The sequence below is a fragment of the Candidatus Caldatribacterium saccharofermentans genome, assembly GCF_050267035.1.
Taxonomy (GTDB): domain Bacteria; phylum Atribacterota; class Atribacteria; order Atribacterales; family Caldatribacteriaceae; genus Caldatribacterium; species Caldatribacterium saccharofermentans.
In genome coordinates, this window is the sequence record NZ_CP187957.1 from 1,595,819 (window position 1) to 1,619,255 (window position 23,437).

The 23,437-nt window shown below is 57.3% G+C and carries 21 protein-coding genes, 1 pseudogene and 1 riboswitch; of the genes and pseudogenes, 10 read left to right on the forward strand and 12 right to left on the reverse strand.

Translation table 11 applies throughout. The features are described 5' to 3' along the window. Entirely contained in the window at positions 1–2,625 is a 2,625-nt protein-coding gene (locus ACPT9Q_RS08105) for an ATP-binding protein (protein ID WP_427365536.1), read from the forward strand. A 53-nt stretch (positions 2,626–2,678) separates the two neighbouring features. Here ACPT9Q_RS08105 and ACPT9Q_RS08110 read toward each other — a convergent pair whose 3' ends face one another. Further along, complete coding sequence (locus ACPT9Q_RS08110) at positions 2,679–3,107, reverse strand: hypothetical protein (RefSeq protein WP_427365537.1); 429 nt, start codon at positions 3,105–3,107, stop codon at positions 2,679–2,681. Positions 3,108–3,685: 578 nt separating this feature from the next. On the opposite strand from ACPT9Q_RS08110, the gene ACPT9Q_RS08115 reads away from it, so the two are divergent. Together ACPT9Q_RS08115 and ACPT9Q_RS08120 are read left to right on the forward strand one after the other, a co-directional pair. Then, entirely contained in the window at positions 3,686–3,955 is a 270-nt protein-coding gene (locus tag ACPT9Q_RS08115) for an SHOCT domain-containing protein (RefSeq protein ID WP_427365538.1), read from the forward strand. A 27-nt stretch (positions 3,956–3,982) separates the two neighbouring features. Beyond that, the gene (locus tag ACPT9Q_RS08120) at positions 3,983–4,558 is read left to right on the forward strand and encodes a nitroreductase family protein (RefSeq protein WP_427365539.1); all 576 of its coding nucleotides are present in this window, start codon (positions 3,983–3,985) and stop codon (positions 4,556–4,558) included. Between the two features lie 71 nt (positions 4,559–4,629). On the opposite strand, the gene ACPT9Q_RS08125 is transcribed toward ACPT9Q_RS08120, so the two are convergent. Together ACPT9Q_RS08125 and ACPT9Q_RS08130 are read right to left on the reverse strand one after the other, a co-directional pair. Next, complete coding sequence (locus tag ACPT9Q_RS08125; RefSeq protein ID WP_427365540.1) at positions 4,630–7,269, reverse strand: PLAT/LH2 domain-containing protein; 2,640 nt, start codon at positions 7,267–7,269, stop codon at positions 4,630–4,632. Positions 7,270–7,369: 100 nt separating this feature from the next. Further along, the gene (locus tag ACPT9Q_RS08130) at positions 7,370–9,652 is read right to left on the reverse strand and encodes a methyl-accepting chemotaxis protein (protein WP_427365541.1); all 2,283 of its coding nucleotides are present in this window, start codon (positions 9,650–9,652) and stop codon (positions 7,370–7,372) included. A gap of 231 nt (positions 9,653–9,883) precedes the next feature. Here ACPT9Q_RS08130 and ACPT9Q_RS08135 point away from each other — a divergent pair, with 231 nt between their 5' ends. Then, positions 9,884–12,100, forward strand: a complete 2,217-nt coding sequence (locus tag ACPT9Q_RS08135; protein ID WP_427365542.1) for a serpin family protein — start codon at positions 9,884–9,886, stop codon at positions 12,098–12,100. Between the two features lie 2 nt (positions 12,101–12,102). Here the strand turns inward: ACPT9Q_RS08135 and ACPT9Q_RS08140 are convergent, their stop codons facing one another. The 6 genes from ACPT9Q_RS08140 to ACPT9Q_RS08165 all read right to left on the reverse strand — a co-directional run bounded on the left by ACPT9Q_RS08140 (position 12,103) and on the right by ACPT9Q_RS08165 (position 15,831). After that, entirely contained in the window at positions 12,103–12,804 is a 702-nt protein-coding gene (locus tag ACPT9Q_RS08140) for an energy-coupling factor transporter transmembrane component T family protein (RefSeq protein ID WP_427365543.1), read from the reverse strand. Continuing rightward, positions 12,804–13,070: an energy-coupling factor ABC transporter substrate-binding protein gene (locus ACPT9Q_RS08145; RefSeq protein ID WP_017873937.1), complete on the reverse strand. Its 267-nt coding sequence runs from the start codon at positions 13,068–13,070 to the stop codon at positions 12,804–12,806. The genes ACPT9Q_RS08140 and ACPT9Q_RS08145 overlap by 1 nt, the downstream gene beginning before the upstream one ends. Then, positions 13,067–13,711, reverse strand: coding sequence for an energy-coupling factor ABC transporter permease (locus ACPT9Q_RS08150; RefSeq protein ID WP_427366749.1), 645 nt, complete (start codon positions 13,709–13,711; stop codon positions 13,067–13,069). Before ACPT9Q_RS08150 ends, ACPT9Q_RS08145 begins: the two co-directional genes overlap by 4 nt. Positions 13,712–13,859: 148 nt before the next feature. After that, positions 13,860–14,030, reverse strand: a riboswitch (cobalamin riboswitch). Positions 14,031–14,076: 46 nt separating this feature from the next. Next, positions 14,077–14,514, reverse strand: coding sequence for a (2Fe-2S)-binding protein (locus tag ACPT9Q_RS08155; RefSeq protein ID WP_427365544.1), 438 nt, complete (start codon positions 14,512–14,514; stop codon positions 14,077–14,079). A gap of 4 nt (positions 14,515–14,518) precedes the next feature. Continuing rightward, positions 14,519–14,761, reverse strand: coding sequence for an MTH895/ArsE family thioredoxin-like protein (locus tag ACPT9Q_RS08160; protein WP_017873411.1), 243 nt, complete (start codon positions 14,759–14,761; stop codon positions 14,519–14,521). Between the two features lie 14 nt (positions 14,762–14,775). Further along, a complete protein-coding gene (locus tag ACPT9Q_RS08165; RefSeq protein WP_017873412.1) occupies positions 14,776–15,831 on the reverse strand; it encodes a permease in 1,056 nt (351 codons plus the stop codon). 138 nt (positions 15,832–15,969) lie between these two features. On the opposite strand from ACPT9Q_RS08165, the gene ACPT9Q_RS08170 reads away from it, so the two are divergent. From ACPT9Q_RS08170 to ACPT9Q_RS08180, 3 genes are read left to right on the forward strand one after another with little or no spacing between them, the layout of a single operon-like run. Beyond that, on the forward strand, positions 15,970–16,488 hold the full coding sequence (locus tag ACPT9Q_RS08170; RefSeq protein WP_017873413.1) for a PsbP-related protein: 519 nt from the start codon (positions 15,970–15,972) through the stop codon (positions 16,486–16,488). Continuing rightward, on the forward strand, positions 16,485–17,897 hold the full coding sequence (locus ACPT9Q_RS08175; RefSeq protein WP_427365545.1) for a PIG-L deacetylase family protein: 1,413 nt from the start codon (positions 16,485–16,487) through the stop codon (positions 17,895–17,897). The genes ACPT9Q_RS08170 and ACPT9Q_RS08175 overlap by 4 nt, the downstream gene beginning before the upstream one ends. A gap of 12 nt (positions 17,898–17,909) precedes the next feature. Next, positions 17,910–18,977 (forward strand): D-alanine--D-alanine ligase family protein, encoded by a 1,068-nt coding sequence (locus ACPT9Q_RS08180; RefSeq protein WP_427365546.1) that lies wholly within the window; start codon positions 17,910–17,912, stop codon positions 18,975–18,977. A gap of 41 nt (positions 18,978–19,018) precedes the next feature. On the opposite strand, the gene ACPT9Q_RS08185 is transcribed toward ACPT9Q_RS08180, so the two are convergent. Together ACPT9Q_RS08185 and ACPT9Q_RS08190 are read right to left on the reverse strand one after the other, a co-directional pair. Beyond that, positions 19,019–19,375 carry a hypothetical protein gene (locus ACPT9Q_RS08185; protein ID WP_427365547.1) on the reverse strand — a complete coding sequence of 119 codons (357 nt, stop codon included), beginning with the start codon at positions 19,373–19,375 and terminating at the stop codon, positions 19,019–19,021. Positions 19,376–19,395: 20 nt separating this feature from the next. Beyond that, positions 19,396–19,521: pseudogene (locus tag ACPT9Q_RS08190) on the reverse strand (desulfoferrodoxin FeS4 iron-binding domain-containing protein); the annotation flags it as partial. Between the two features lie 90 nt (positions 19,522–19,611). On the opposite strand from ACPT9Q_RS08190, the gene ACPT9Q_RS08195 reads away from it, so the two are divergent. The 3 genes from ACPT9Q_RS08195 to ACPT9Q_RS08205 are packed head-to-tail and all read left to right on the forward strand — an operon-like array spanning position 19,612 to position 22,716. Further along, positions 19,612–20,211 carry a MarC family protein gene (locus ACPT9Q_RS08195; protein WP_017873418.1) on the forward strand — a complete coding sequence of 200 codons (600 nt, stop codon included), beginning with the start codon at positions 19,612–19,614 and terminating at the stop codon, positions 20,209–20,211. Next, positions 20,208–21,395, forward strand: a complete 1,188-nt coding sequence (locus ACPT9Q_RS08200; RefSeq protein WP_427365548.1) for an MFS transporter — start codon at positions 20,208–20,210, stop codon at positions 21,393–21,395. Before ACPT9Q_RS08195 ends, ACPT9Q_RS08200 begins: the two co-directional genes overlap by 4 nt. Continuing rightward, complete coding sequence (locus tag ACPT9Q_RS08205; RefSeq protein ID WP_017873420.1) at positions 21,376–22,716, forward strand: hypothetical protein; 1,341 nt, start codon at positions 21,376–21,378, stop codon at positions 22,714–22,716. Before ACPT9Q_RS08200 ends, ACPT9Q_RS08205 begins: the two co-directional genes overlap by 20 nt. On the opposite strand, the gene ACPT9Q_RS08210 is transcribed toward ACPT9Q_RS08205, so the two are convergent. After that, positions 22,696–23,436 carry a Sir2 family NAD-dependent protein deacetylase gene (locus tag ACPT9Q_RS08210; protein WP_017873421.1) on the reverse strand — a complete coding sequence of 247 codons (741 nt, stop codon included), beginning with the start codon at positions 23,434–23,436 and terminating at the stop codon, positions 22,696–22,698. The genes ACPT9Q_RS08205 and ACPT9Q_RS08210 overlap by 21 nt on opposite strands. Position 23,437 lies beyond the last annotated feature (1 nt).

The window sequence follows — 23,437 nt, forward strand, 5'->3', positions numbered from 1 at the left end:
ATGAAGGGCGTCAAACGGGTTTGGGAAGTCTGTGAGCCACATCCTGATGTGTTCTCGCGAGATCCGGACCCTTCCCTTTTTGCCATCAGTCTCTTCCATGTGGCGCAGGGTCTGGCCGATAAGGACTACACCGACGCCGAGCGGTTCTTCTTGCGGACCTTCATGACCCGGGCCCTTGCGGATTTGCTCGAGCGGGTTCTGGGGAGGCTTTCGGGGAAGGGGCGGGGTGCACCGGTACTGCGTCTTGAAACCCCCTTTGGTGGTGGCAAAACCCACACCATGACCGCACTGTACCACGCCGTTTGCTCTCCTGAGGCGCTGGATGAGCATGAGGTGCTCCGACCGATTCTCGACCGGCTCGGTCTTGAGGCTCTGCCCCGGGACGTCCGGGTGGCGGTTTTAGACGGGCGGGGGCTTGATGTACGGGGGAGAACGGTGCCGGAAGGTTTCACCATCCGGACCCTCTGGGGGGAGCTGGCATACCAGCTTGGAGGGAGAGAGGGTTACGAGCTTCTTGCCGAAGCAGACCGGACGCTGACCTCTCCCGGAGGGCGACAGCTCACCGAACTTTTCGAACGCTACCAGCCGGCTCTCGTTCTCATGGATGAGGTTCTGGAATATCTTTTGAAAGCCCGGGCGGTGAGGGTGGGAGACAGCAGTCTCATGGAGCAAACCGGGACGTTCCTTGGGGAACTCACCTCTGCAGTGAGCGCCACGCCCCGGAGTGTGCTCGTCCTGGCCTTGCCGGCCTCTTCTCTTGAGATTCCTGCGGAGAGTCAGGAGGTGGCGGAACGGCTTTTCCAGTACGCCAAAAAGGTCCTGGGGCGGATGGAGCTTGTGGAGACACCGGTGGCTCAGGATGAAATCTTTGGAGTCCTGCGGCGGCGGCTCTTCCAGAATACGGGGAGCGAGCGGGACCACAGAAAAGCTGTAGAAGCCCTGCGGGACTACTACGATGAATACGCTCGCTTTTTCCCCGACCGCCTGCGTTCTCCGGATTACAGGGAGCGGATGCTGGCGGCCTATCCTTTCCATCCTGAACTCATCGATTTGCTTTATGAACGCTGGGGGCCGCACCCGCAGTTCCAGCGCACCCGGGGAGCCCTGCGGCTTCTGGCCCTGGTTCTGCGGCGCCTCTGGAGTCAGCGGCCGGGTTCGGCTATCCTGATTCAGCCACACCACGTTGACCTTGCTGACCGGCATATCCGGGGGGAGGTGGTGCGGCTTCTCGATAGCGGCTTCGACGCCATCGTGACCGGGGATGTTCTGGGACGGTCGCAGGAGGTTGATCGGGCACTGGGCGGCGAATACCACCGGGAACAGCTCGGTCGGGGAGCGGCGACGTGTATTTTCCTGTACAGCATTTCTGCCGCCACCCGTGACGCAGGGGCAACGGAGGAGGAGATTCGTACTGCCCTTCTGCGTCCTGAGGTCAATCCCGCCATGGTCTCAGAGGTCCTGGGACGTCTTCGCGAGCGCCTGTGGTACTTGCGCTACCGGGATCGGCGGTACCTCTTTAGCGCCAGGCCAAACCTGAACAAAATGATTCTGGACTTTGAGAACGAAATCACCGATGAGCAGGTGGAGGGGAAAATCGCGGAGTGGCTTGTGGAGGTATCGGGCAAGGGGAAAGGTGTTTTCCAGGTTGTGGTAGCCCCCGGGGAACCGCAGTCTGTTCCCGATTGCGCGCAGCCCACCCTTGTCATCCTTCCCCCGGGGGTGACCAATCCCGAGGAGTGGATGGTGCAGGCGCTTGAGTCGGTGGGGGGCAATATCCGCACCAATAAGAACATGCTCGTTTTCCTTGCCCCTGATACCACACAACTTGCGGCCCTGCAGGGGCTGGTCCGGCGATACCTGGCTCTTGAAGAAGTCGCCCATTCGCCGTCTTTCAGGGAAATGGAACCCGAGGACCGGGAACAGGTGCAGGAGCAGCTCAGGGAAAAACGAACGGGTATTGAAGGCCTTTTCCTGAAGATGTACCAGGATGTCTACCGTCCGGGCGTTTCCGGAGTGAAGAAGGTATCGTCTGCGACTTCGGCGTTCCCAGGAGTAAAGACCCTTGATGAGTACGCAAGACAGCTCCTGGAGAAAAACGGCATTCTCCTGGAACGGATTGCTCCGGAGTACCTGCAGGGAGTGCTTCAGGAGAACGGCGGCGAGGTCTCGCTCTCTCAGGTGAACACCATCTTCACGGGTGTGGTGGGCCAGCCGCTTTTGAAAAACCCTAAGGAAGCCATCACAGGAGCTATCCGGGAAGGTGTGCGGCAGGGGATTTTTGGGGTTCAGGCCGGTAGCAGGACTTTTGTGGGCGAGGAAGTCCCGGAGGAGGTACTGAAAAACGGCAACGTGGTTCTGATTGCGTCTCCCAAAAAACAGGAAAAAGAGCCGGGAACCGCGGTTTCCTCCCCTGAGTCAGGGGCGATAACGCTTACGGTGCGGACCAGCGCGAATATCCTGTATCCTCTGCTTCAAGCTGCGCAAAGGCTGCGGGAGCTGCAAGGAGCCACGGTCCTTCTTCGGGTCGATGACCCCACAGGGGCAATGCGGCGGCTGAAGCAGGATCTTGAGAAGCTTTTGCGCGATTACGGCTGTACGGTGGAGTGGGAGGAGAGGCAAAGCTGAAAATCCCGGGGACCTTTCTGGCTTGAGTCCCCGGGACCGGTGGGGTTTCTGGGTTAGTTGAGAAAAACGATGGGGCCGTGCTTCTCTTCAATATGGAGGCAGATGATGGCTTCGTTGGTGGTTTTTAAAACCGTCTCGTAGACTGTGTAGGAAATCACGGAACAAGAGATTCTGATTCTGTCCCCCTGAACCGGTTTTGCCCCGTCTTTTGAGGTTACGCCCATGATTATAGCTACGCCGGTGGTGCTCCAGTCATTAAGCAGAATGAGCCAGGTAACCTCGTCTTTCCCTTTTTCCGCAGCTTCTTTGCTCAGAACCTGGATAACGTCTCCCTTCAAAGTGACCTCCTTGAAGAAGTACGCCTGGGGGTTGCGGAGGAGTTCCCTTATGGTTGTGATGGGTTTTTCTTCGGTTCCTCCCCACGCCGGGAGGACAAAGATCAGAAGGGCGGTGAGGAACACTCCCAGAATTTTCCGCTGCATCCTCAACACCTCCGGGACAGTGATGAGGGACATTGTAAAAGAAAGGTGCCCTGTTGCCCCGGGGTAAATGCCTGGAATGCTTTCCAGCAAATTCCCCAGAGATTCCACAAAGCGGCGCGTCTTTTATTGGGATGCACTTCTTGAGGTGCTATTAGGGATCTCTCCGGGGTCGAACTAGTCTTTGTGCAGGCCGAAGACACATTCGCTATAATGGGGCCGAAGTCCGGTTATTTCCAGGGCCCGGGCAGACTCAGGTGAGCGGGATCGCGCCCGGGGATCAGTGGAGGTGTATTGCTGGTCACTCCGGCTGAAGGTGGCGAAGAGGACGGCTTCTGTGGCTACTCCTGTGGCTCGCCTGGTGGTACGGCTTCGTGGCAGTAAGCCGATGCCCGGCGGCATTCAAGAATGTAGAGAACTCGAAAATTGTCCGGTTCCTTTGACTCCTGTGGGTCCATTTCGTCGGCGCTGACTCCTCTTGAGGACTTCCCCGCTGCATCGGAGAGATTTCACAATTGCGACACATTCTGGTCACAAATCCCTCCAGAAACCCGGTGTATAATTTCCCTGGAGGCGGTGGTATGCACGGACACGGGTTGTTCTGGGTCCCCTTCTGGGGCTACTGTTACTCCCCCTGGGGGTGGTTTTTCTGGGGGAGGATTCTCGCAGGCGTTGTGATACTCCTCTGCCTTTTCTGCCTGCTCTTTCTCCTTTTCTGGGCCGGGAGGCACATGTTTCGCCCTTCCAGGTTCTTTGAGGAGGACCCCATCGAGATTCTCAAGCGCCGCTATGCCCGGGGGGAGATCACGAGGGAAGAGTACGAGAGGATGCGGGAAGAACTGAAACGGTGAGGTTCTGTCCTTTCAGGAGGAAGGGCTATGGAGAGTTTTCTCGAAGATGCGGTGATGGAGACCATCAGAACCCGACGGAGTGTCCGGGCGTATTCCCCAAAAAAGGTGGAAGAGGAGAAAATCCGGGCCATTCTTGAGGCTGCGGTCTTTGCCCCTTCGGCCCGGAACGGACAGCCCTGGTTTTTCACCGTTATTGAGAACGAGGGGCTTCTTGAGGAGATGAACGAGGCCACAAAGAGCATCATGCTCTCCTCAGGGGACGAGTTTCTTGAAAGCCGCGCCAGACGGGAGGACTTTCACGTTTTTCACCATGCTAAAACGGTGATACTGGTCTTGGGAAAAGAAGACCATCCCTCTGCCCCGGTGGACTGTGCGGCGGCGACCGAGAACATGCTCCTTGCGGCGAAATCTCTGGGTGTAGCTTCCTGCTGGATTGGCTTTGTGGAGCTCCTTTTCTCAAGCCCTGAGGGCGAGGTGTACCGGAGGCTTTTGCAGATTCCCGAAGGGTACCGACCCCTCTGGGCAGTGGCCCTGGGGTACGCCCTGGATTGCCTTGGGGAGGCTCCTCCAAGGAACCGGAACGTCGTTGCCTGGATACGGTAACATCCGGCGGCTACCCACACGGGGAGTGGGGACGGAAAAAAGCGGAAGCCCGGGTTTGCACCGGGATCTTCTTACGGTATTCCCTCTACCTCGATTGATGTCACCTGTCCACCCACAATCACAAAGGCCGAGCCGGTTGCCACCCCCGAGGCATTACCCCGCAAACCCACAGAGATTTTGTTCAGGCCCTGTTGAGCTTCTACGGTGAAACTCCTCCGCACGGTAGCGACGTTTCCGGCTGCTTCAAGCTGTTGCAGGGCTGCCGAAAGCTGGGTGAGACTGTACCCGGTGGCGATGAGGTCCACAATACTCCGGGCGTTCTGCGGGGCGAGCCCCCCTGCCGCAAGGAGCGCAAGGGACAGCACCTTGTCGAGGACGACCGGGCCGGTGAAAGCTGGAGATATGCCAGTGCGGTAGAGATTCCCGTTGACCTCGCAGAAGAGCTCAAGCTCAGAGAAAGAGGCGAGGGCGAAATTGTACGTTCCGCCCACGTATTTGATGGTGGGGGTCACAATGAGGGTCGCCGGACGGGAGGTGCTCACCCAGATGGACTGCCCGGACGTGGCGGTGGACCCGCCCACCCAGGCGTCGATGTAGAAGGCAATGCCACCGGATTCTCTGTTGGCCGAGGCTCTGCAGTCGGCATTACCGACTTTATGGGTCCACACCCGTGTGTCAGAGTAGGGAGGGGTGAAGGTTTGTTTGGTGGTGGGGAGGCATTCCCGGAAGGCACCCAGCGCGCCGTCTTCTTCATCGGTGGCCAGCCAGCGGTTGAAGATGAACCGGTACTTCTCCCCGGTGGCGACGTTCGTTACGGTAACAGATGCCACGTACCATCCCGGGGCAACGCCACTCCCGTCATGGCGAAGGTAGACCTGGCGGATAGCTCCCAGGTCGGCGACCTGGGAAGGAGGGATGGTGAAGGTATCCGTCTGGTTCCGCTCAAAGTCGTTGCGCTGGGGGTTATCGAGGAGGAGTTCCCTCGATTTCCCCTTCTCCCCGTAGAGGGTGATGTAAACGTTGGCATCTGTTCCGGCACCCGTTTTGTCCCCGGTCACCACGGTAATCAGGTACCCGGCAAAAGGCGGAGGTGTGGCAAGATCCGGGGGAGGAGTGACCTCCGTTGGAGGCTGGGGAGTGGAGGTGGGAGTGGGTTGCGGCGTGTGGGTGGGGGTGGGCGTTGGTGTCGCCATAGCCTCTTTCCCAATGGTCAGCTCATATTCCCCCGCGCCTTGCAGGCGAGAAACCCGTACGAACCACTCCCCGCTTTTCCCGGCCACATACTCCAGAGATTTTGTGTTTCCTCTGGTTGTCACATTCCCCACGCTACTTCCCGAATCAGGAGGGTAGAGAGAAAGGGTTAACGAAGCCCCCTGAGGGAAGGTGAGGGAGAGACGAATGATTTGCCCTTTCTCCACCGGAAAACGATACCAGTCAGTCGAGTCAGCGCTCTTCAAAAATCCCTGCCAGGTCCCTTCCCCGATACGGAGGGCATCCCAGCGGTTGTTCCCGGCGTCTTGACCGCTTCCGGCATCGTTCTGGTTGGCAATTGCAAGGTTCAAGCTGTATTCCCCCGCTCCGCGCAAGCGATATACCCGTACGAACCACTCCCCGCTTTCCCCGGCCACGTACTCCAGGGACTTCCTGTTCCCCACTGTCACCACGCTCCCCACGCTACTTCCCGAACCGGGAGGGTAGAGGGAGAGGGAGAAGGAAGCTCCCTGAGGGAAGGCAAGGGAGAGGGTGATGATTTGCCCCTGTTCTGCCGGGAAGCGGTACCAGTCAGCCGAGTCAATGGAGCCGTCGCTGCGTCTATATCCCAGGTCACCGCTTATTGTACCCGGTGTAATCGCCACCGCGTTCTCTCTTCTTTCGGCATCCGGTTCGGCAAAGCCACTTCCAGCTCCCTCCTGGGTCTCCCCGCTCAAAAGGAGCGTGACGCTCTCTTTCCGGAAAGCCACATGGACGGTGGAGGGACTTTTTCCGGAAAGGAACGGCCCGGGGTTCCGGTGAACCCGTATCCAGAGGACCGAGGCACGTTCCAGGTTCTTCCGGGGGATGGTCACGCGTCCCCGGCAGGTGTACCCCACCGGGTCGTGAGGTGGCGAAACATTGGGGAGGAAGACCTCCTTTGTTCCCACGATGAGCCCTCCCTGTCTTCCCTGTGGAGGAATACCGTAGGAGAGGAAGAAACGAGCGTCAACCCCCCGGGGGCCATCGGCCCGGCTGGTGGCCAGAACCTCAAGGTCAAGCACCAGGTCTTCTATCCCTTCGGGTATCCCCTCAAACACCCACTCGGCAACCTGGTTGAACGAAGGATCCCGCAACCAGTACCAGCCACTGATGAGGTCACCGTCTGAGAAAAACTCTGTGGCGGTTTTTTGGGTTTCTGCAGCGCAAAGCCCCTGGGCTCCCGCAAACACCACGCAGAGGGTGAAAACAACCACCAGAAAACGAATTTGTGACATCTTGTCCCCTCCTTGCCAGAATACTTTCTCCATCCATTGTACCACGTATTCCCCGGGAACGTGTTCAGGACCATCCTTGAGGAAAACGGGGAGGAAAGGAGTCCTCGAGGGGGCTATCCTCCGTAAAGAGGGAACATCCTGTGAGGAACAGGGAGGCCGGGAGACCGTGCTAAAAACCTCGGGATTCCTCCGGAACCGTTGCAGGCTCTCTATTCCCGGGAGGATGGGGAGGGTTCCCACCACCCTGCCTGAACTTCAGATATTCTCCAGGCTGAGACTTCCGGGTTACATGCCTTTGGGGAAAGAGTGCCGCAAACGAAGGTTTCGTTTGCGGCACCGAAATTTACACCTGGAATCGGTCCACGGAATTCCTCAATTCTTCGGCTAGTCTAGCCAGAGCTTCCACTGCTGAAGCGATCTCCTCAAGGGAAGCGCTCTGCTCCTCGGTGGATGCGGAGACCTCTTCGCTTGAAGCAGCGTTCTCCTCAGCAATGGCAGCAAGAGCGGCCACCTGCTCGGCAATGGCGGCGATGTTCTCGGTGATGACCGCCACAGCCCTGGCAATGTCCCCGGAGAAGCGGATGACCTCGTTCTGCACCCCCTCCATGTCCTTCCGGGTCTCCTCAAGGACATCCCGGGAGGCGCTGATCCGGGCAATGGCCTCCCGGACCTTTCCGATGGCGTCGATGATGTTCTGGAGCCCCCGGACCACGTTCTGGACCTGGGAGACACCCTCTGCCACCTCAGCGCTTGTCCGGTCCATGCGGTGCACAGCATCCTGGGTGTCCTTCTGGATTTCGGCGATGAGCTGGGCAATCTGCTGGGCAGCTTGAGCCGAGCTTTCGGCGAGTTTCCGCACCTCTTCGGCCACCACCGCAAAGCCTCTCCCTGCCTCTCCGGCTCTGGCAGCCTCAATGGCAGCATTGAGGGCGAGGAGGTTCGTCTGTTCCGCAATCCCGGTGATGACGTCCACAATCCGTCCAATCTCCTGAGAGCGGCCCTCGAGCTTGGCGATGCTCTGGCCCACCTCCTGGGAGATCCGGGCAATGCGTTCGATGTTCTCCACAAGGAGGTTCAAGGCCCCCCGGCCTTTCTCTGCCTCATCGGCAACGCTTCCACCCTCACGTACCGCCTCCTCGATGTTCCTCGTGACCTCATCAAGGGCTTCGGCGTTTCTCCCAATCCTTTCTTTGAGCGTCACCTCAAGGAGGTTGAGGTTCTTCTTCGAGAGTTCCTCGATGTTCTTCGCCTCATCACTCACCTCATGGACCCGTTCGTTGAGCTTCTGGAGCTCCTCTCCCTGGCGGTTTGCTCCGTCAGCAACCTGGGCAATGGTTTTCGTAATCTCCTGGGTTGCTCGAGAAATCTCACCGATAGACGAAGAAAGCTCCTCCGAAGAAGCAGCCAGAGTGGAAGCAGTGTTGGTAATCCGGGAAATCGTGTCCTGCAAGTTCTGCACCATGGTGGAGAGCGCTCGGGCGAGCACTCCTACTTCGTCGCGGCTGCGGACTGCTCGAACTTCCACCCGCAGGTCTCCCCGGGACACCTGTTCGGCCACCCGGGCCAGGACCTGTAAGGGGCGACCGATGGCCCCGGAGACCACAAAGATGAGAAGCCCTATTGCCACCGCTCCAGCAATTGCTATGAGAATCGACCGGAGGAAATCCCGGTTGGCCTGGGCAAAGACCTCTTCCTGGGGAACCACTGTTCCGGCAATCCAGGGCTCCCGGGTATCCCCCACGAAAAAGGGGACAAAGGTCTTGAGGGTGTACTTTTTCAAAGCTTCGGAGTATTCTACCCCGGTATACACTTCTCCTCTTTTCATTCGCTCCAGAATCACCGCCGCAGAGTTATCTTTGACCTCTCCCCAGATTTTCCCGATGCGGTCTTCCTGGGGGTGGGCGACCACGATACCCTTAGCCGAGACCAGGCGCAGGAAGCCGCTCCCGAGAACCCTTTTGCCGCTGAATCGCTCGTTCAGGGTGTCAAGGGCGATGTCCACGCCGGCCACCCCCACCACTACCCCGTTTTTGCGGATGGGTACCGAGAAGGTGGTCAGGAGGGTCTTTTTTCCAGCGATTTCGTACTCGTAGGGCTCAAGGAGCACCTCGTTCCCGGAGTTTCGGGCTAAAAGGTAGTAGTCTCCGGCTCCCGGGGTTTCATAATCCCGGAGGGGTTCTTCGGAGATTTTTCCCTGATCCCGGAAAAAATAGGGGATGAAGCGACCGGTCTCATCGTGTCCTTCAGTTCCCCGGTATTTTTCATCCAGACCGTCTAAGGCGTTGGGCTCAAAGCACGCCCACGTCCCTAAAAAATCCTCATTCTCTTCCAGGATTTTCCGTAACATTCCCCTCAGGACCTCCCGCCGGTGCTCCTGCGGGATGGACTCAAAGGCTGAAAATCCTTGAGCCATGGTCCTGGCGGCATTCATGGCCACTTCCAGGATGGCATCGGCTTCATTGGCCAATTCCCTGGCAGTAGCCTCCATCACCGCCCGGGCGTTCTCGTAGGCACGGTTGCGGCTTTGCAGGTTCTGCCACACCACGATACCCAGAAGAGCCGCAACCACCGGGATGAGGATGAAAACGAGCATCTTCCCCCGCACTGAGTGAAAGCCCCGTATCATGGTGTATCCCCCCAAGGTGTTTTTGCCACTATTTTAGCAGGAGAAAATAAAAATCGTTGCCAACCTGCTCAGGGATATTCCCCTGACGCTCTTTTCTCCCCAACCTTGTTTTTCCTCTGGATGATTCTGGGAAAAGTCAAAGGAAAAAGTGAACGATGAGAGGAGATTGGCACTGACCAAGGACCAAGGTGGTGTATACTGGAAAAAGCAGCACAGAGAGGAGGGGAGAGGATGAAGCGTTTCCTTCTGGTTCTTTTGTTTCCGGTGTTGCTTTTCCTTCACCGTGGAGGGGTCTTCGCCCTGCCCTGGGAGCACATTGTGCTCATCGATGACCCCGAGTTCGTGCGCCTTGTAGCCGTGCCAAACCCCGACCACCGCCTCTTCTGGGCCACAGATTACGTCCTTGAGGTGCAGGCCCGAAATCCTGCACAGCCGGTTGAGGTTTCGTACCTCATCCTTGCAGGGAGTGCCACTCCCGAAAGACCTTCGCAGGGGGTGGAGGTCCGGGGGAACACTTTCATCGCCGGGTGGGAAGAGGAGAAGCAGCTGTATTTCCACACCGAGGTGGGAGGATGGGCCCGCCCGGAATTCCAGGCTAACCCCCAGTATTTCCCTTTACCCCACTACCGGACCTGCGTGCTCCTTCTTGCCCGCTATGAGAAGGTGTACCTCGTCTTCCTGCGGGAGAACGACGGGTACCTGATGTACCGGGTTTTCCAGGGAGGTCCTTTCACCGAGCTTGAGGTGGATGGTCTTGCCCGGGTGACGAGGGTAGGGGAGGAGTTTGAGGTTCGCTCTCTGGGTGGACCGGTGGAGGTGGGCCTCTGGGCGGAAGGAGCATACCTCCACGACGAGGTTGCCGGCTATGCCCGTCCTGAGTTTCAGGAGAATCCCAAACGGTACCGCATCCCCCACTACGGGATGTTCTTCTTCCTCGTGGCCCGGTATGGGCGGCTCGGGCTCATTGTGGGGAACGAGAACGACGGCTACCTTGGGGCTGTGACCTTCTCCGGTTCCCGTCTCCTTCAGGAGGAACGCATCCCGGGTCTTGGCATCCTGCGGGGGCTGGGAGGGCCGGAGGTCGAGGTTCTGGCCTCAGAAGGTGTTCCGGTGGAGGTCTCTCACTTCTCCTTTGACGGCACCTGCTGGCAGCACGAAGTGGGGGGATGGGCTCACCCGGAGTTTGAACCGAACCCCCAGCGCTTTTCTCTGAAACACTACACCCCCGGATTCCTCATGCTCAGTCGGTACGAGAAGAGTGCCCTGTTTTTCTACAACGAGAACGACGGGCAGCTGGGCATTCTGCCCCTTGCGGGGGATGACCCGGATCTTCAGGCGCGGGTGGTTGCTGCCCAGGGGGATTTTGGGTTCCGTCTGTTTTCGAGGCTCCTTGATGAAGAGACGGGGAACGTCGCCCTCTCGCCTTTTGGCCTTTTTCTGCCTCTGGCCGTAACCTGTGCCGGAGCCTGTGGGGAAACCCAGAAATCCATAGCCCTGGCGCTTGGCCTTGAGGGTCTTGGGCTTCGGGAAGTCCAGGAGGGCCATGCGGCGCTTCTTGGAAGCCTTCACGAGGAAGACCCCGGGGTATTGCTTCACAAAGCCTGCGCCCTCTGGGTCAGGCAGGGTTTGCCGGTCAGGGAGGAGTTCCTCTCCGCAGGCAGGGAGGGATACGGTGCCGAGGTGAGGGTGCTCGACGTCGCCCATCCCGGAGCCCTTGAGGCAGTGAACGGCTGGGTTCGAGAGCACACTAAAGGAACAATCGAGCAGATTCTCGAGCGTATCGACCCGGAAACTCTTGTGATCGTCACGAGTGCAGTGTTTTTCCGAGGCGCCTGGACGGTGGCTTTCGACAGGGGTGAAACGAGGCCCGGTCCATTTTTCCTTCCCGAGGGAGGAACGAAAACCTGTCTGTTCATGACCCGGTCGGGGGTCTATCGGTACCTTAAGGGAGAGGATTTCCAGGCGGTGGCCATCCCCTACGGAAAAGAAGGACGGTTCGGCATGTACCTCTTCCTTCCCGACCCCGGTGTAGACCTTGAGGATTTCATCCGTTCCCTGAGCTGGGAACGCTGGGAGGCTCTGGTAAGGGGGTTTCGGGAGCGGGAGGGGACGGTGAGCCTGCCCAGGTTCCGTCTCGCGTATGGTGCGAAGGAGCTCCGGGATGTGCTGAAACGCCTGGGGATGGGCCCTGCGCTGGTGCCCGGGGCGGATTTCTGCAACCTCCTTGAGGGTGAGGCCTACATAAGTAGCGTCGTGCACCGGGCTTTTGTGGAAGTGCACGAAGAAGGCACCGAGGCTTCAGCGGCCTCGGCCGTGGTGGTGTCGAGGGGAATGGGGGAGACCTTCACCATGGTGGTCAACCGCCCTTTCTTTTTCGCCATACGGGATGACAGGACGGGAGCGCTCCTCTTTCTGGGTGGGGTTTTCGACCCGGAAGACGTTATCTGAGGTCATGAAAGGAAGGCTACAGCGCAGCCCAGACCGGCAATGTACGCCAGGATGACGGCAAGGCGCCTCCCTGAGAACGTGTATGGCTTCTCCCAGGAGGGGATGAAGCCGGGGAAGAGGCGTGAGTCAAGAGCTTCTTTCGTCCTCTCGTAGTGGGTGAGGGCATTCTTGAAAAGGAGTGCTCCAATCTTTCCGCTGTTTCGGATGGCAAGGCGCCAGGTCCGGAATCCTCCCCGAAGACCTATGGTCACCACGAGACGGTGGTATTCCTCTTCAAGGACAAGGATGAAGTGTTCCATGCCCTGGGCGATGGTACAGAACTCCCGAAGTGTCCGGAAGCGTGAGAGAAAGAGGAAGATATCCCCCGGGGGAGTGGTGAAGAGAAAGAAGGTCAGGGCGAAAGCCGAGAAAGCGGCGCGGAGGACCACAAGGAGGACGAAATCCAGGGGGTATTCAAGAAGAAGGACAAAACTGGAACTACCGACAAAGCCCAGGAGGGTGAGTGTGGAGCGCAGGACCCACCGCCAGGGTGTTCGGAAGAAGAGGTGGAGGGAAAGGAAAAGCCCAATGTTTGCGGCAAGGAGCGCACCACTTCTTGAGAATCCCAAAAGGACGATGGGGAAAAACACGACGAGCATTTTCTCCCCCGGGTGCATGGTGCGCCCCCGACTTTCACAGGCGAACATCACAACGTGCCGGAACATCAGTGCGTGCTTCGCTTCCCGAGGATGTACCCGATGATGAGCCCTCCTGTAGCTGCCTGCAGGGCAAAAATCAGGGTTTCGATTTCCCCTGAGGGTGGTTCCCAGAGGGGGGAGAACCAGGGGCTGAAATCCGGGGCGATTTCCTGAATGAGTGCCTGGGCTTCTTCATCGGCTCCTGCAAGATCTCCCTGGTGCTGTCCAAGGCGGAGAGAAACGAAAAAGAGCACCACGCAGCAGAGGAAAAGCAGGAGAATCTTCCCCTTCATGCTATCCTCACCCCCAGACGGGTAAGTTCAGCGCCCATTCGGGCCCGGAGGTATTCAAAAAGCGCCACGGTCAAAAGCCCCTCCATGACGGCCAGGGGGACCTGGGTGACGGCAAAAAGGGCCATGAACCTGGCGAAGGAGAGGAGGAAAGACCGTCCCGGAAAAGCCAGGGCAAGCTGAAAAGAGGTAACCACGTAGGTGGCAAGGTCAGCTGTGAAGGCGGCAAAGAAGACGGCCACAGTCAAACGGTATCTTCGCAGGAGCTGGAACACCAGGAATCCTGTGAGGGGTCCCGCAATGCCCATGGAGAGGATGTTGGCTCCCAGGGTGGTGATGCCCCCATGGGCTAAAAGGAGCGCCTGGAAGAGGAGGACAAGAGACGAGAGAAAAGCGGTGACCACAGGACCGAAGAGAATGCTTGAGAGTCCTGTCCCTGTGGGGTGGGAACAGGAACCGGTGACCGAGGGCAGTTTCAGGGCAGAGAGGAGGAAAATGTACGCTCCGGCCAGGGCAAGGAACATTCTGGTGTGGGGATCCTGCATCCTTCGCACCTGCAGAAACCCCAGAAAGACCAGGGGAGCACTCAGGGCGAAGTACACCCCGCACCACAGGGGTGGCAGGAATCCCTCTGAGATGTGCATGGCGTACACGGGGGAAGTGCAAAAGAGAAAACCTGCTGCACTAAAGAGAGCCACGAGAAGAACACGCACAGGGTCCACCTCCTTTGAGGAACAAAAATGCCCCTCCAGAAAGAGGGGCAGTATCTTTGCCATTGCCCTTCCCTCCGAAGGGTTAGCATCGTTGAGGGCAGGTCTCCTGGCTCACGGGTCATCCTCCTCCCACCTTCCCAGGTGTTCCCCAGTGGTTGGGATTCGTCGCCGTATACAGTAGCGGGGGCTGCAGCGGATTTTCACCGCTTTCCCTTTTAAGCCTTAAGGCACCCTCAACGGACGGTATTCACTTTTTGCAACATTATAGATTCTGAAGGGGAATCTTTCAAGGGTTACTACTGGCTCTGTGGCGATACCCTGCAAGCTTTCTCAAGGATTTTTGCGATTTCTCCGTGACAGCACCGTCCTGAAGGATTCTCAGTAAGACAAAACCCCTTACTTCCGGCGCCGGTCATCCTCTGGATGTCTTCTAGGGTTCTTGCTCCCTGGCGGATGGCAGAGCGTATCTCCTCTTCCGTGACCCGACTGCAGTAACAGATGTACTTCGGAAAAGCTCCGTCCTTGTACCATACGGGAATCTTGAGGTCTTCTTTCTTCAGGGTCTTCCCAGAGGCATCAAAGTAGACCACCGGGCAATGTGGATTGAGGCAAAGGTGGTAAGTCGTCGTTTCGTGTACGGTGTCCCTCAGGGCCTCCCTCACCAGGTGCTTCACAGTGAGGGCCAGAACGTTCTGACCCTCACTGTGGCATACAGGGCATGACGCTTTCTTCATGGTCTCACGAACGGAGTTTTTGAAGGGCTTCTTTGAGCTCCTCAACGGTTGGGACTTTCCCGGAAAAGAGCACCGTTCCGTCAACGACCACGGCAGGGGTCATGCGGACTCCCATTTTAGCGAACTCTCTGGGGTCGGCAACGTGAGTCACCTCTGCATCAATCCCCAGGGCCCTGCACGCTTCTCGGACGTTGTGTTCAGTTGCCTTGCACTTCGGGCATCCCATGCCGAAAACGGCAATGTTCACGGGTATCCACCTCCTCAGGGAGCGAAAATGAAATTCCCGAAAAACCAGCCGACCACTGTACCGAGGAGGACAATGGTCGCAACGTACACCAGAGCTTTCTTTCCCCCGAAGACCCGGGCGATGGCCAGCCAGTTGGGGAGGCTCAGGCCGGGTCCAGTGAGGAGGAGAGCCAGCGCTGGTCCCTTGCCCATGCCGAGTTTCATAAGGGTGCTCACGAAAGGCGCTTCGGTGAGCGTGGCGAAGTAACTTACAGCACCGATGAGCGTGGCAAGGAAGGAGGACCGGATGCTGTTCCCCCCAAGCCAGGTACGAATCCAGGTCTCAGGGAGGAGCTTTCCGATAACGCCGACCACGAAAACACCAAGAAGAAGCAGGGGAAAGATGAGCCGCACAAACCAGAAGGTTTCCCGAAGCCATTCCTGTATGGCTTTCGGGGGAAAGGCAAGCTTTGCGTACGTGGCGAAGATCGCAGTCAGTGCCGCCCAGAGGATGACCTTGTGGAGGTAGGGTCCGCTCCGAATGAGGTAATTGGGGAGGAGAAGGGAAAGGAGAACGAGGAAGAGGAGAAAGGCGCTTCGCCTCTCAAGAATCGCACCTTTTGGCTGACTACTACCTCCTTCGGAAGACACGGGTACTGTGTGCTCTCTCTGGAAAGCGAGGCTCATGATGCTGCCGACAAGAAAAGCCATGATGATCGCCGCGACCACCCGGGCGAAGGCCATAGAGGCTCCAAGGAGGCTTCCAGTGTAGGTGAGGGCAAGGACATTGGTGGCTGGGGCCACCCAGAGGATGATGAAGGCAACACCAACAGTCGCACCGCCAAAATAGAGACCACTGGCAACAGGAATCACCGTGCAGGAACAGGCGGCAACAAAGAAGCTTGCTATGCTGGCCAGGGAGAACGAGGAAAGTTTCGACCGTTTCTCGCCGAGGTATTCGAGGATAACTTCCCGGTTGATGAAGCTGACGATGCCCCCTGCAAGGAGAAAGGCAGGCACAAGACAGGTGAGAACGTGCGTGGCCACGTAGTCCTTCAAAGCCAAAAATCCGGCCACGACCACATCGCGCATGGTGCCTTCACCCCTGGGTATTGTTCTCCCTCCATTATACTCTCCGCGTCAACATTGCCCCAGTGTGGAGTTTTTCGGTGTTCTGGGGTTCGCCAGAGGTTTACTTCAGGTATAATTGAGAAAAGGGGGTTAGAAAAGATGGTGCGCGTTCTTGTTCTTGCGCTTTGTGCGGTGGTGTGCTGTTCCTTTTCGGCTTCAGCTGAGGAATTCGTGTCTTACGTTTCTCCTCTTGCCGGCTTTGCCATAGCTTTTCCTGAGGGGTGGGAAGTCGAAAATCCTCCGGAATCTTTTGATCCCACCCTCATGCTTTCGGCTCGTTCTGGGGAGGCATGGGTGTGGGTGACCCTGGAGTACCGGTATTACACTTCTTTTGACGCCTTCAAGGAACGGGTGCGCAGCGATATTCTCCTGTACCCGGGTGTGCAGATTCTCGGTGAGGGGAGGACCGAGATCGACCACGTCCCCGCCTACTGGTACGTGTATTCCTTCCCCGAATGGGGAAGGGAAATGCAGGGAATTCTCTACCTCTTCTCCAGGAATGAGGGGTTTTACCGGATTATTTGCTGGACGTCGAGAGAAACCTTTGACGCGGTTTTCCCAACCTTTCGAAAGATTGTTCGAAGTTTCACGACGAGAATGAAACAGGCTCCTGAATGAGGATGACAAAAGGGCATCTGAAGTTTGCCATTCTCGTTGTCGTTGTTGCGGTTCTTTCGGGATTTTTGCTTTTTGCTCAGGTTCGCTCTTCTATCCCTTTTTTTGCTCATCTGAGCCCTGCAAACAGTAGCTCCCTTTCGTGTACGGCCGGGGATGTTCTTCTTGTCGTGGCTCCCCACTGTGACGATGAGGTCTTTGGAGCAGGAGGGTTCATATACGATGCAGTGAAACAGGGGGCCAGGGTCTATGTGGTTGTGGTGACGAATGGTGAAGCCTTCAGGTTTCTCGTGAGTCGACCGAGCCGAGCCCCCCTTCTTGGAGACCGTCGGCAGAGAGAAACTTTAGAGGCCCTTGAGGTTCTGGGGGTCCCGAAAGACCATGTGTTTTTCCTCGGGTATCCCGACCGGGGTCTGGAGCTCCTCTGGTATGAGCACTGGTTACCGGACATTCCCTACTTTTCCCGCCTGACCCGGAGAGAGTTTACCCCGGATACAAGCTTCAGGCCGGAGAGCCCGTACTGCGGCAAGAGCGTGGTTGCTGATCTTGAGGAAATCCTCCGTATGGTGCGGCCCACTCTCGTTCTCACTGCATCCCCCTTTGATACCCATCCTGACCACCGGGCAGTATACAACTTCACCATGTATGCGCTGGAACGCCTCCGCTATGAGGACCCCTTTTTCGAGAATACCCGGGTGTTCTGGTACCTCGTTCACTGGAACTTCTGGCCCCATGGGAGCCTGACCGGACCGGGAGTGAAACTCATCCCCCCCAGGGAACTCCTTGTGCCCACCATCCAGTGGCGGTACTACTTCCTGGGGAAGGACACCGTTTTTGCCAAAATGCGGGCAGTTCGAAAATACCGTTCCCAGTCTGTGGGAGGATATCCTTTGAGCTTTGTCCGGGCCAATGAACTTTTCGTTGAGGCCCGCAAAGCCAGGATTCCCACCCTTTTTGAAGGAATTACGGTTGATGGACAATGGGATGACTGGGATGGACCGAACATTACCTTCTCCTCGCCAGAAGTACGAATACGGCAAAATGGGTTCCGGAAGGCCTCCTTGCCTTCCTTCCTTGCTATGGCAAAAGATGCCGAATACCTGTACCTTGCCGTCCACCATCTGTCCTCGAAAGAAGTAAGGTACCGTTTCCATTTCCTACCTGTTGTCCCTCTCCGGGGTGAGGAAACCGTCGTAGATGTGGAGGTGGGAACGGAAGGCCCGAAGGTAGTTGCAATTCCCTCAGAAGACGGGTCCCTCAGGGCTTTACGGTACGCCATGGGAAAAAATGGCCTTGAAGTGGCCGTTCCTCTTGAGCTTCTGCACCATGCGGCAACCGTATTCTTCAAGATGGAAGTTCTCGAAGGCAAGCGGGTACTTGCTGAGACGATCTGGAAAGTACTGACGTTCTGAGGAGGAGGAGAAGTGCCAGAACTTACGGTTCTTGTGCTCTTTGGCGGAAAGTCTGTGGAACACGAGGTCTCCTGGGAATCGGCCCGAAACGTCGTTGCGGCGCTGAATCCTGAGAAGTACAAGGTGCTGCTTGTGGGCATTGACAAGGATGGCCTCTGGCGACTCTGTGAGAAGGAGGACCTTGAACGAGGGGAGTGTTCTCAGCACTGTGAAGAGGTGGTGCTCCTTCCCCATCCTGAAGGGGGGAGGCTGTACAGTCTCTCCCGCAGGGAGGTCGTTGCTACCCCGGATGTGGTTTTCCCCCTGCTCCACGGGACCTTTGGGGAGGACGGGACGCTCCAGGGGCTTCTTGAGATGGCGAATCTCCCATACGTCGGTTCTGGGGTTCTGGGCTCTGCTATCTGCATGGACAAGGAAGTGACCAAGAGACTCCTTCGGGAGGCGGGACTTCCGGTAGTACGTTTCCTCTGTGTCAGGGGAAGCACTATTCCCAGCTTTTCTGAAGTCGCCGATATCCTGGGGGTCCCGTTTTTTGTAAAGCCGGCAACCCTTGGGTCTTCGGTAGGTACGGCGAAGGTGGAAGGTCGTGAGGATTTTGAACGCAAGATCGCCGAAGCCTTTCAGTATGATGACAGGGTCCTCATCGAGGAGTACATCGCCGGGAGGGAAATCGAGTGCTCGGTTCTGGGCAACGAAGAGCCTCTCGCCTCACTGCCCGGAGAAATCGTTCCGCGCCACGAGTTCTACTCCTATGAGGCCAAGTACCTGGACCCTGAAGGGGCAGAGCTCCTTGCTCCTGCGCCGCTTGATGAGGAAACAACGCGAAGGGTACAGGAACTTGCCCTTCTGGCCTTCAGGATATGTCGATGCGAGGGCATGGCCCGGGTGGACTTCTTCGTGCGGGAGAGAGAGATTTTCATCAACGAGGTGAACACCATTCCGGGGTTCACAAAAATCAGCATGTACCCGAAGCTCTGGGAGGTGAGTGGCATCCCTTACCCGGAGCTCCTTGATCGCCTCATCGAACTTGCTCTGAAACGGGCACAGGAAAAGCGAAGGCTCAAGAGGAGTTTCCGCTAAAGATTCAGGAGGTGCCCGGGAACACCCCGGGCACCGCTTTGTTACTCCACGGTGAGCTGGGCTTTTCTGTCACCGAATTTGTTGCAGTGGGCGAAAACCTCAAGGACATCGCCCTTCTTCGCATCAACAACGAGGTATTGAGCTTGCTGTTCCTGGGCCGAGGACTGGGAGAAAAAGCGCTGGAGAATGACCTCTTTTCCGTTCAGGAAGACCCGGATCTCGTCGATGTAGTGGTCACCCTGGGGATTGGGAACGCTGTGGATGACGCGGATGACAAGAAGCGACGTTTCGGGATCAAAACTTACCGCAATCTGCGATGGGGGATGGGCAAGCGCTAAGCTTCCTGCAAAGACCGAAAGAGCAAGGCCAATCATCAGGCAGAGGCTTTTCGGCGACACTGGCGTCTCCTTTTCGGGGCTTCTTCGACCTTGACCATGGGTTGTCCGCAGCACACAAGCTCTCCACCGCCGACTTCCTTCACTTCCACCACGTTGCCACAGACCTCACAGCGGAAAATCTCTCCCACCTTTTCCACCCGGGGCACTGCAAACCACCTCCTGTATTTTTTTATAGAGAACCATCGAGCTTCTTTCCAATTCCCTGGATTTCCCTATAATGGAAGCGAGGTGATACGGTGGACGCATTTTGGGCCTTTCTGAAATCCTTTGTGGTGCTCATCGTTATCCTTGACCCTTTCTTAGGGATGGCGACCTTTCTCGCCCTCACCCGCAAGATGTCCGAGAGAGAGCGAATGGAACAGGCTTTCCTCGCTGTCCTTGTAGCTTTTGTGCTCCTTGTCATTTTCCTCTTTGGGGGGCAGGCCCTGTTTTCTCTTCTTGGGATTTCCTTTTCCAGCTTCATGGTGGCGGGAGGGGTGATCCTGCTCCTCCTTGGCATTGAGGATATCCTGGGGTTGCAGTTTTCCAAAAAAGAGGCTGACACCAGAGCCATTGCCGTGGTCATCGGGACACCGCTTCTCTGCGGTCCAGGGGCCATTACCTCCATCATTGTTCTTGCAGGAAAGTATGGGTATTTCATCCCCTTCCTGGCCCTGGTGAGCACCCTTTTTGTCACCTGGGTACTGCTCCTTTTCGCTCCCAAGATTGCGGTGTTCCTTGGGGAGCGAATTGTGGAGGTGCTCTCAAGGGTTCTCGGGCTTTTGCTTTCGGCCATTGCCGTAGAATTTGTGAAGGAGGGCATTCTGACGATGATTACGGAGGTTGTGCAGCGGTGAAACGTGGCGTTCTCCTCATCCCCTTTTTCCTTGCCCTCATCGTGATAGGTGTGGGTATCTCAGGAGCAGGATCGGTGATTCCCGAGATTGCAGAGCGCTTTTCCCTTCCTTATGCCCTTTCCGGAAAGGTGTTCTTCTTCCAGGGTCTGGGGTACTTCCTCGCCCTGATTTTTGGAGGTATCCTGGGGGACTTTGTGTTCCGGGGAACGGTGCTCCGTCTGGGGCTGCTCCTGGCAGTGCTTGGATTTCTGGGCATCGCCGTGGGGTCATCTTTTTCTTGGCTTCTCTTTGCATTTCTGGTCATGGGGGTTGGGGTGGGCTTTGTGGACTGCATGGTGAATCCTGTGGCCCAGAGCCTTTTCCCGGAACGCCCTGGAGAGGTGCTCAACCTCATCCATGCGTTCTTCGGCCTTGGGTCGCTCCTTGCGCCAAGGCTTTACGCTTTCCTCCATACCCGGGGATACGGTTTCCAGAGCCTGTATGGGCTCGTCACAGGGCTTGTGGCAGTGACCGCGGGGCTGTTCTTTCTGCCATTCATCCCCCGGAATATCAGCGCTCCTCCGGGGAACGCGGTCTTCCGGGCTTTTACCCGGAAAACCTTCCTCCTTCTTGGGGGGATGATGCTCCTTTACGCGGCTGGGGTGAGTACTCTCAACGGGTGGCTGGTGACCTACCTGAAAGGCCGGGGGTTGCCTCAGGTTGTCGGAGCCGTGTACCTTTCCTACTTCTGGCTGGGGCTTCTTGTGGGCCGTTTTGCCCTTGCTTCGTTCTCCGAGCGGGCCGGATACCTCACCCTGATGCGGGCAAACGCTCTTGGGGGTGCTCTGGGGATAGCACTGTTTCTTCTTTCTGAAACTTCCTCCTTTCTGGCACCCCTTTTGCTCTTCTTTGCGGGGTTTTCGCTCTCAACGCTCATCCCCCTCACGCTCACCTATGCCATGGTTGCCTTTCCTGAGGTATCTTCTACGGCTTCGGGCTGGGTGCTGTTCAATAATGGTCTTGGAACCTTCCTCTTCCCCTGGCTTTTCGGCTTTGTTGGGGGACGGTTTGGTTTTGCGGTGGTTCTGGCCGCTGTGCCCTGTGCCCTTCTGGGGGTTTTCCTGTTCCAGCAACTTCTCGTTTGGGTAGGGAGAAGGATTCTTGAAGAGAAAGGAGCGGTGACCTGTGCGGATCGAAGACCTTGAGGCACAGCTTGATGACTTCGATGTTGAGCGAAGGAAGGCAGCGTTTCTCAAGCTTTCTGAAGCTTACCGGAGGGGGGAGATTTCCTTCCCTCCACCTCGCCCGGTGGTGAACCTCCACTTCCACACCTTCTTCTCCTTCAACGCCTGTGGGTATTCGCCTCTCCACATCGTGTGGCGGGCAAAAAAGGAGGGTCTCAGTGTAGCGGGGAGTGTCGACTTTGACGTCTTAGATGCTCTGGAGGAGTTCCGGTTTGGGGGATTCACCCTGGGGCTTCCCGTGGTTTCGGGTCTTGAGACCCGGATTTACCTCCCTGAGTTCCGGAATGAAGAGCTGAGCTCTCCCAACGAGCCTGGCATTGCCTATTACATGGGGAACGGTTTTGTGCGTCTTCCTGAGGAAGGGACCCGGGCTCTTGAAACCCTGCGGAGGCTCAAGCGGATCGCTCAGGAGCGGAATAAAAAGATTATCGCCCGGGTCAATGCGTATCTTCAGGAGGCTGCTATCGACTATGAAGCTGATGTCCTGCCTCTTACCCCCTCCCACAATCCCACCGAGCGCCACATTGTTGTGGCCTATGTCAGGAGAGCAGAGAGCGTTTTCCCAGATCCCCGGGATCGTGCCCGTTTCTGGGCGGAAAAGCTTGGTGTTCGGGAAGAAGAAGTCCAGGTTTTGGAGAAAGACCGGGCTTCGTTCTATGATTTCATCCGCTCACGCCTCATGAAGTTCGGCGGCGTAGGATACGTTCAGCCCGATGTGGGGGATTTCCCCAGGATTCAGGAAGTGAACGAGATGATTTTCTCGGTAGGTGCCCTTCCTTCCTTTTCCTGGCTTGACGGGACCCGGAGTGGGGAGGCCGACCCTGAGAGACTTATCGCTTTCTGCGAGGCCAATGACGTAGAAACCTTTTTCCTCATTCCTGACCGGAACTGGAATATTCCCGACGATGAGGAACGGAAACTCAAGGTCCGCAAGCTCTACGAGTTTGTGGAAACGGCGAAAAAGCACCATTTCCCCGTCTTTGTGGGCACGGAGCTCAACCGTTACGGCCAGAAGTTCGTTGACGACTTCGATTCTCCATACCTTGCACCTTTAGCGGACTTTTTCCTGGAGAGTGCCTGGGTGCTCTGGGGCCATGCGGTCCTTGAGATGTCCTCACGACGGGGGTACGGGAGCAACTGGGCGAAGCGCACCTTCAAAAGCCGTGAAAAGAAAAACCGCTTTTTTGCTCGTGTCGGGATGCGAACCCCGGCCAATCCAGGGGCGGTGCAGAAACTCGGCGAACGTGCGACCGAAGACCTTTTACGGGAATTTGGGGAGTAGTTCTCTGTGGAGTGCTTCCAGGGCAAGAGAGGCCTTTTCATGGATAACGAATCGGGCCTTCCAGTCGAAGGGGGTCGGGGTGAGGTTGATGATGCCAAGAAGCGGCGTGTACGAGGGGAGGAAATTCGCCGGTGACACCTGGAGGCTCGAACCGATAACCAGAAGAGGCAGGCGGTGAGCGAGCTCTGTGGCCTCTTCGAAACACGGTGGGAGCATGTCGCCGAAGAGCACGACATCCGGCCGGATCATTCCTCCACACGGACACCGGGGTGGGACTTCACCCCGGGCGACCTTTTCCTCAAGGACCTCGATGGGGAAAGAGGCATGGCACATCACACAGTGACCTGAGCGAAGGTGTCCGTGGATTTCGAGGACCCTCCGGGATCCTGCCTCGATGTGGAGGCCGTCGATGTTCTGGGTCACAACGGCCTCCACAAGGCCTCGTTTTTCCCATTCGGCAAGGATTTCGTGGGCTCTGTTGGGTCTGGCGTTCTTGAAGCGCATGAGGACCCGGAAACCAACCCCGAAAAAGACCTGAGGGCGCTCAAAGAGGGCTTCGGTGGAGAGGACTTCAACCGGATCATACTGTTCCCAGAGACCTGTTTGAGGGGTCCGGAAATCAGGAATTCCGCTTTCGGTAGAAATCCCCGCTCCGGTGAGGACAAGCCAGGGTCTGCGGTCCCAGAGGAGGGCAGCAATTTCCTTGGGATGCCACGACATC

What these genes read in the sequence shown, in the direction of transcription:
- ACPT9Q_RS08120 (WP_427365539.1), top strand. Translation starts at nt 3,983, where the DNA reads ATGGAGAGTTTTCTCGAAGATGCGGTGATGGAGACCATCAGAACCCGA.
- ACPT9Q_RS08145 (WP_017873937.1), bottom strand. Translation starts at nt 13,070, where the DNA reads ATGAAGGGGAAGATTCTCCTGCTTTTCCTCTGCTGCGTGGTGCTCTTT.
- ACPT9Q_RS08150 (WP_427366749.1), bottom strand. Translation starts at nt 13,711, where the DNA reads ATGCACATCTCAGAGGGATTCCTGCCACCCCTGTGGTGCGGGGTGTAC.
- ACPT9Q_RS08115 (WP_427365538.1), top strand. Translation starts at nt 3,686, where the DNA reads ATGCACGGACACGGGTTGTTCTGGGTCCCCTTCTGGGGCTACTGTTAC.
- ACPT9Q_RS08110 (WP_427365537.1), bottom strand. Translation starts at nt 3,107, where the DNA reads ATGCAGCGGAAAATTCTGGGAGTGTTCCTCACCGCCCTTCTGATCTTT.
- ACPT9Q_RS08130 (WP_427365541.1), bottom strand. Translation starts at nt 9,652, where the DNA reads ATGATACGGGGCTTTCACTCAGTGCGGGGGAAGATGCTCGTTTTCATC.
- ACPT9Q_RS08210 (WP_017873421.1), bottom strand. Translation starts at nt 23,436, where the DNA reads ATGTCGTGGCATCCCAAGGAAATTGCTGCCCTCCTCTGGGACCGCAGA.
- ACPT9Q_RS08170 (WP_017873413.1), top strand. Translation starts at nt 15,970, where the DNA reads ATGGTGCGCGTTCTTGTTCTTGCGCTTTGTGCGGTGGTGTGCTGTTCC.
- ACPT9Q_RS08155 (WP_427365544.1), bottom strand. Translation starts at nt 14,514, where the DNA reads ATGAAGAAAGCGTCATGCCCTGTATGCCACAGTGAGGGTCAGAACGTT.
- ACPT9Q_RS08175 (WP_427365545.1), top strand. Translation starts at nt 16,485, where the DNA reads ATGAGGATGACAAAAGGGCATCTGAAGTTTGCCATTCTCGTTGTCGTT.
- ACPT9Q_RS08165 (WP_017873412.1), bottom strand. Translation starts at nt 15,831, where the DNA reads ATGCGCGATGTGGTCGTGGCCGGATTTTTGGCTTTGAAGGACTACGTG.
- ACPT9Q_RS08105 (WP_427365536.1), top strand. Translation starts at nt 1, where the DNA reads ATGAAGGGCGTCAAACGGGTTTGGGAAGTCTGTGAGCCACATCCTGAT.
- ACPT9Q_RS08140 (WP_427365543.1), bottom strand. Translation starts at nt 12,804, where the DNA reads ATGTTCCGGCACGTTGTGATGTTCGCCTGTGAAAGTCGGGGGCGCACC.
- ACPT9Q_RS08135 (WP_427365542.1), top strand. Translation starts at nt 9,884, where the DNA reads ATGAAGCGTTTCCTTCTGGTTCTTTTGTTTCCGGTGTTGCTTTTCCTT.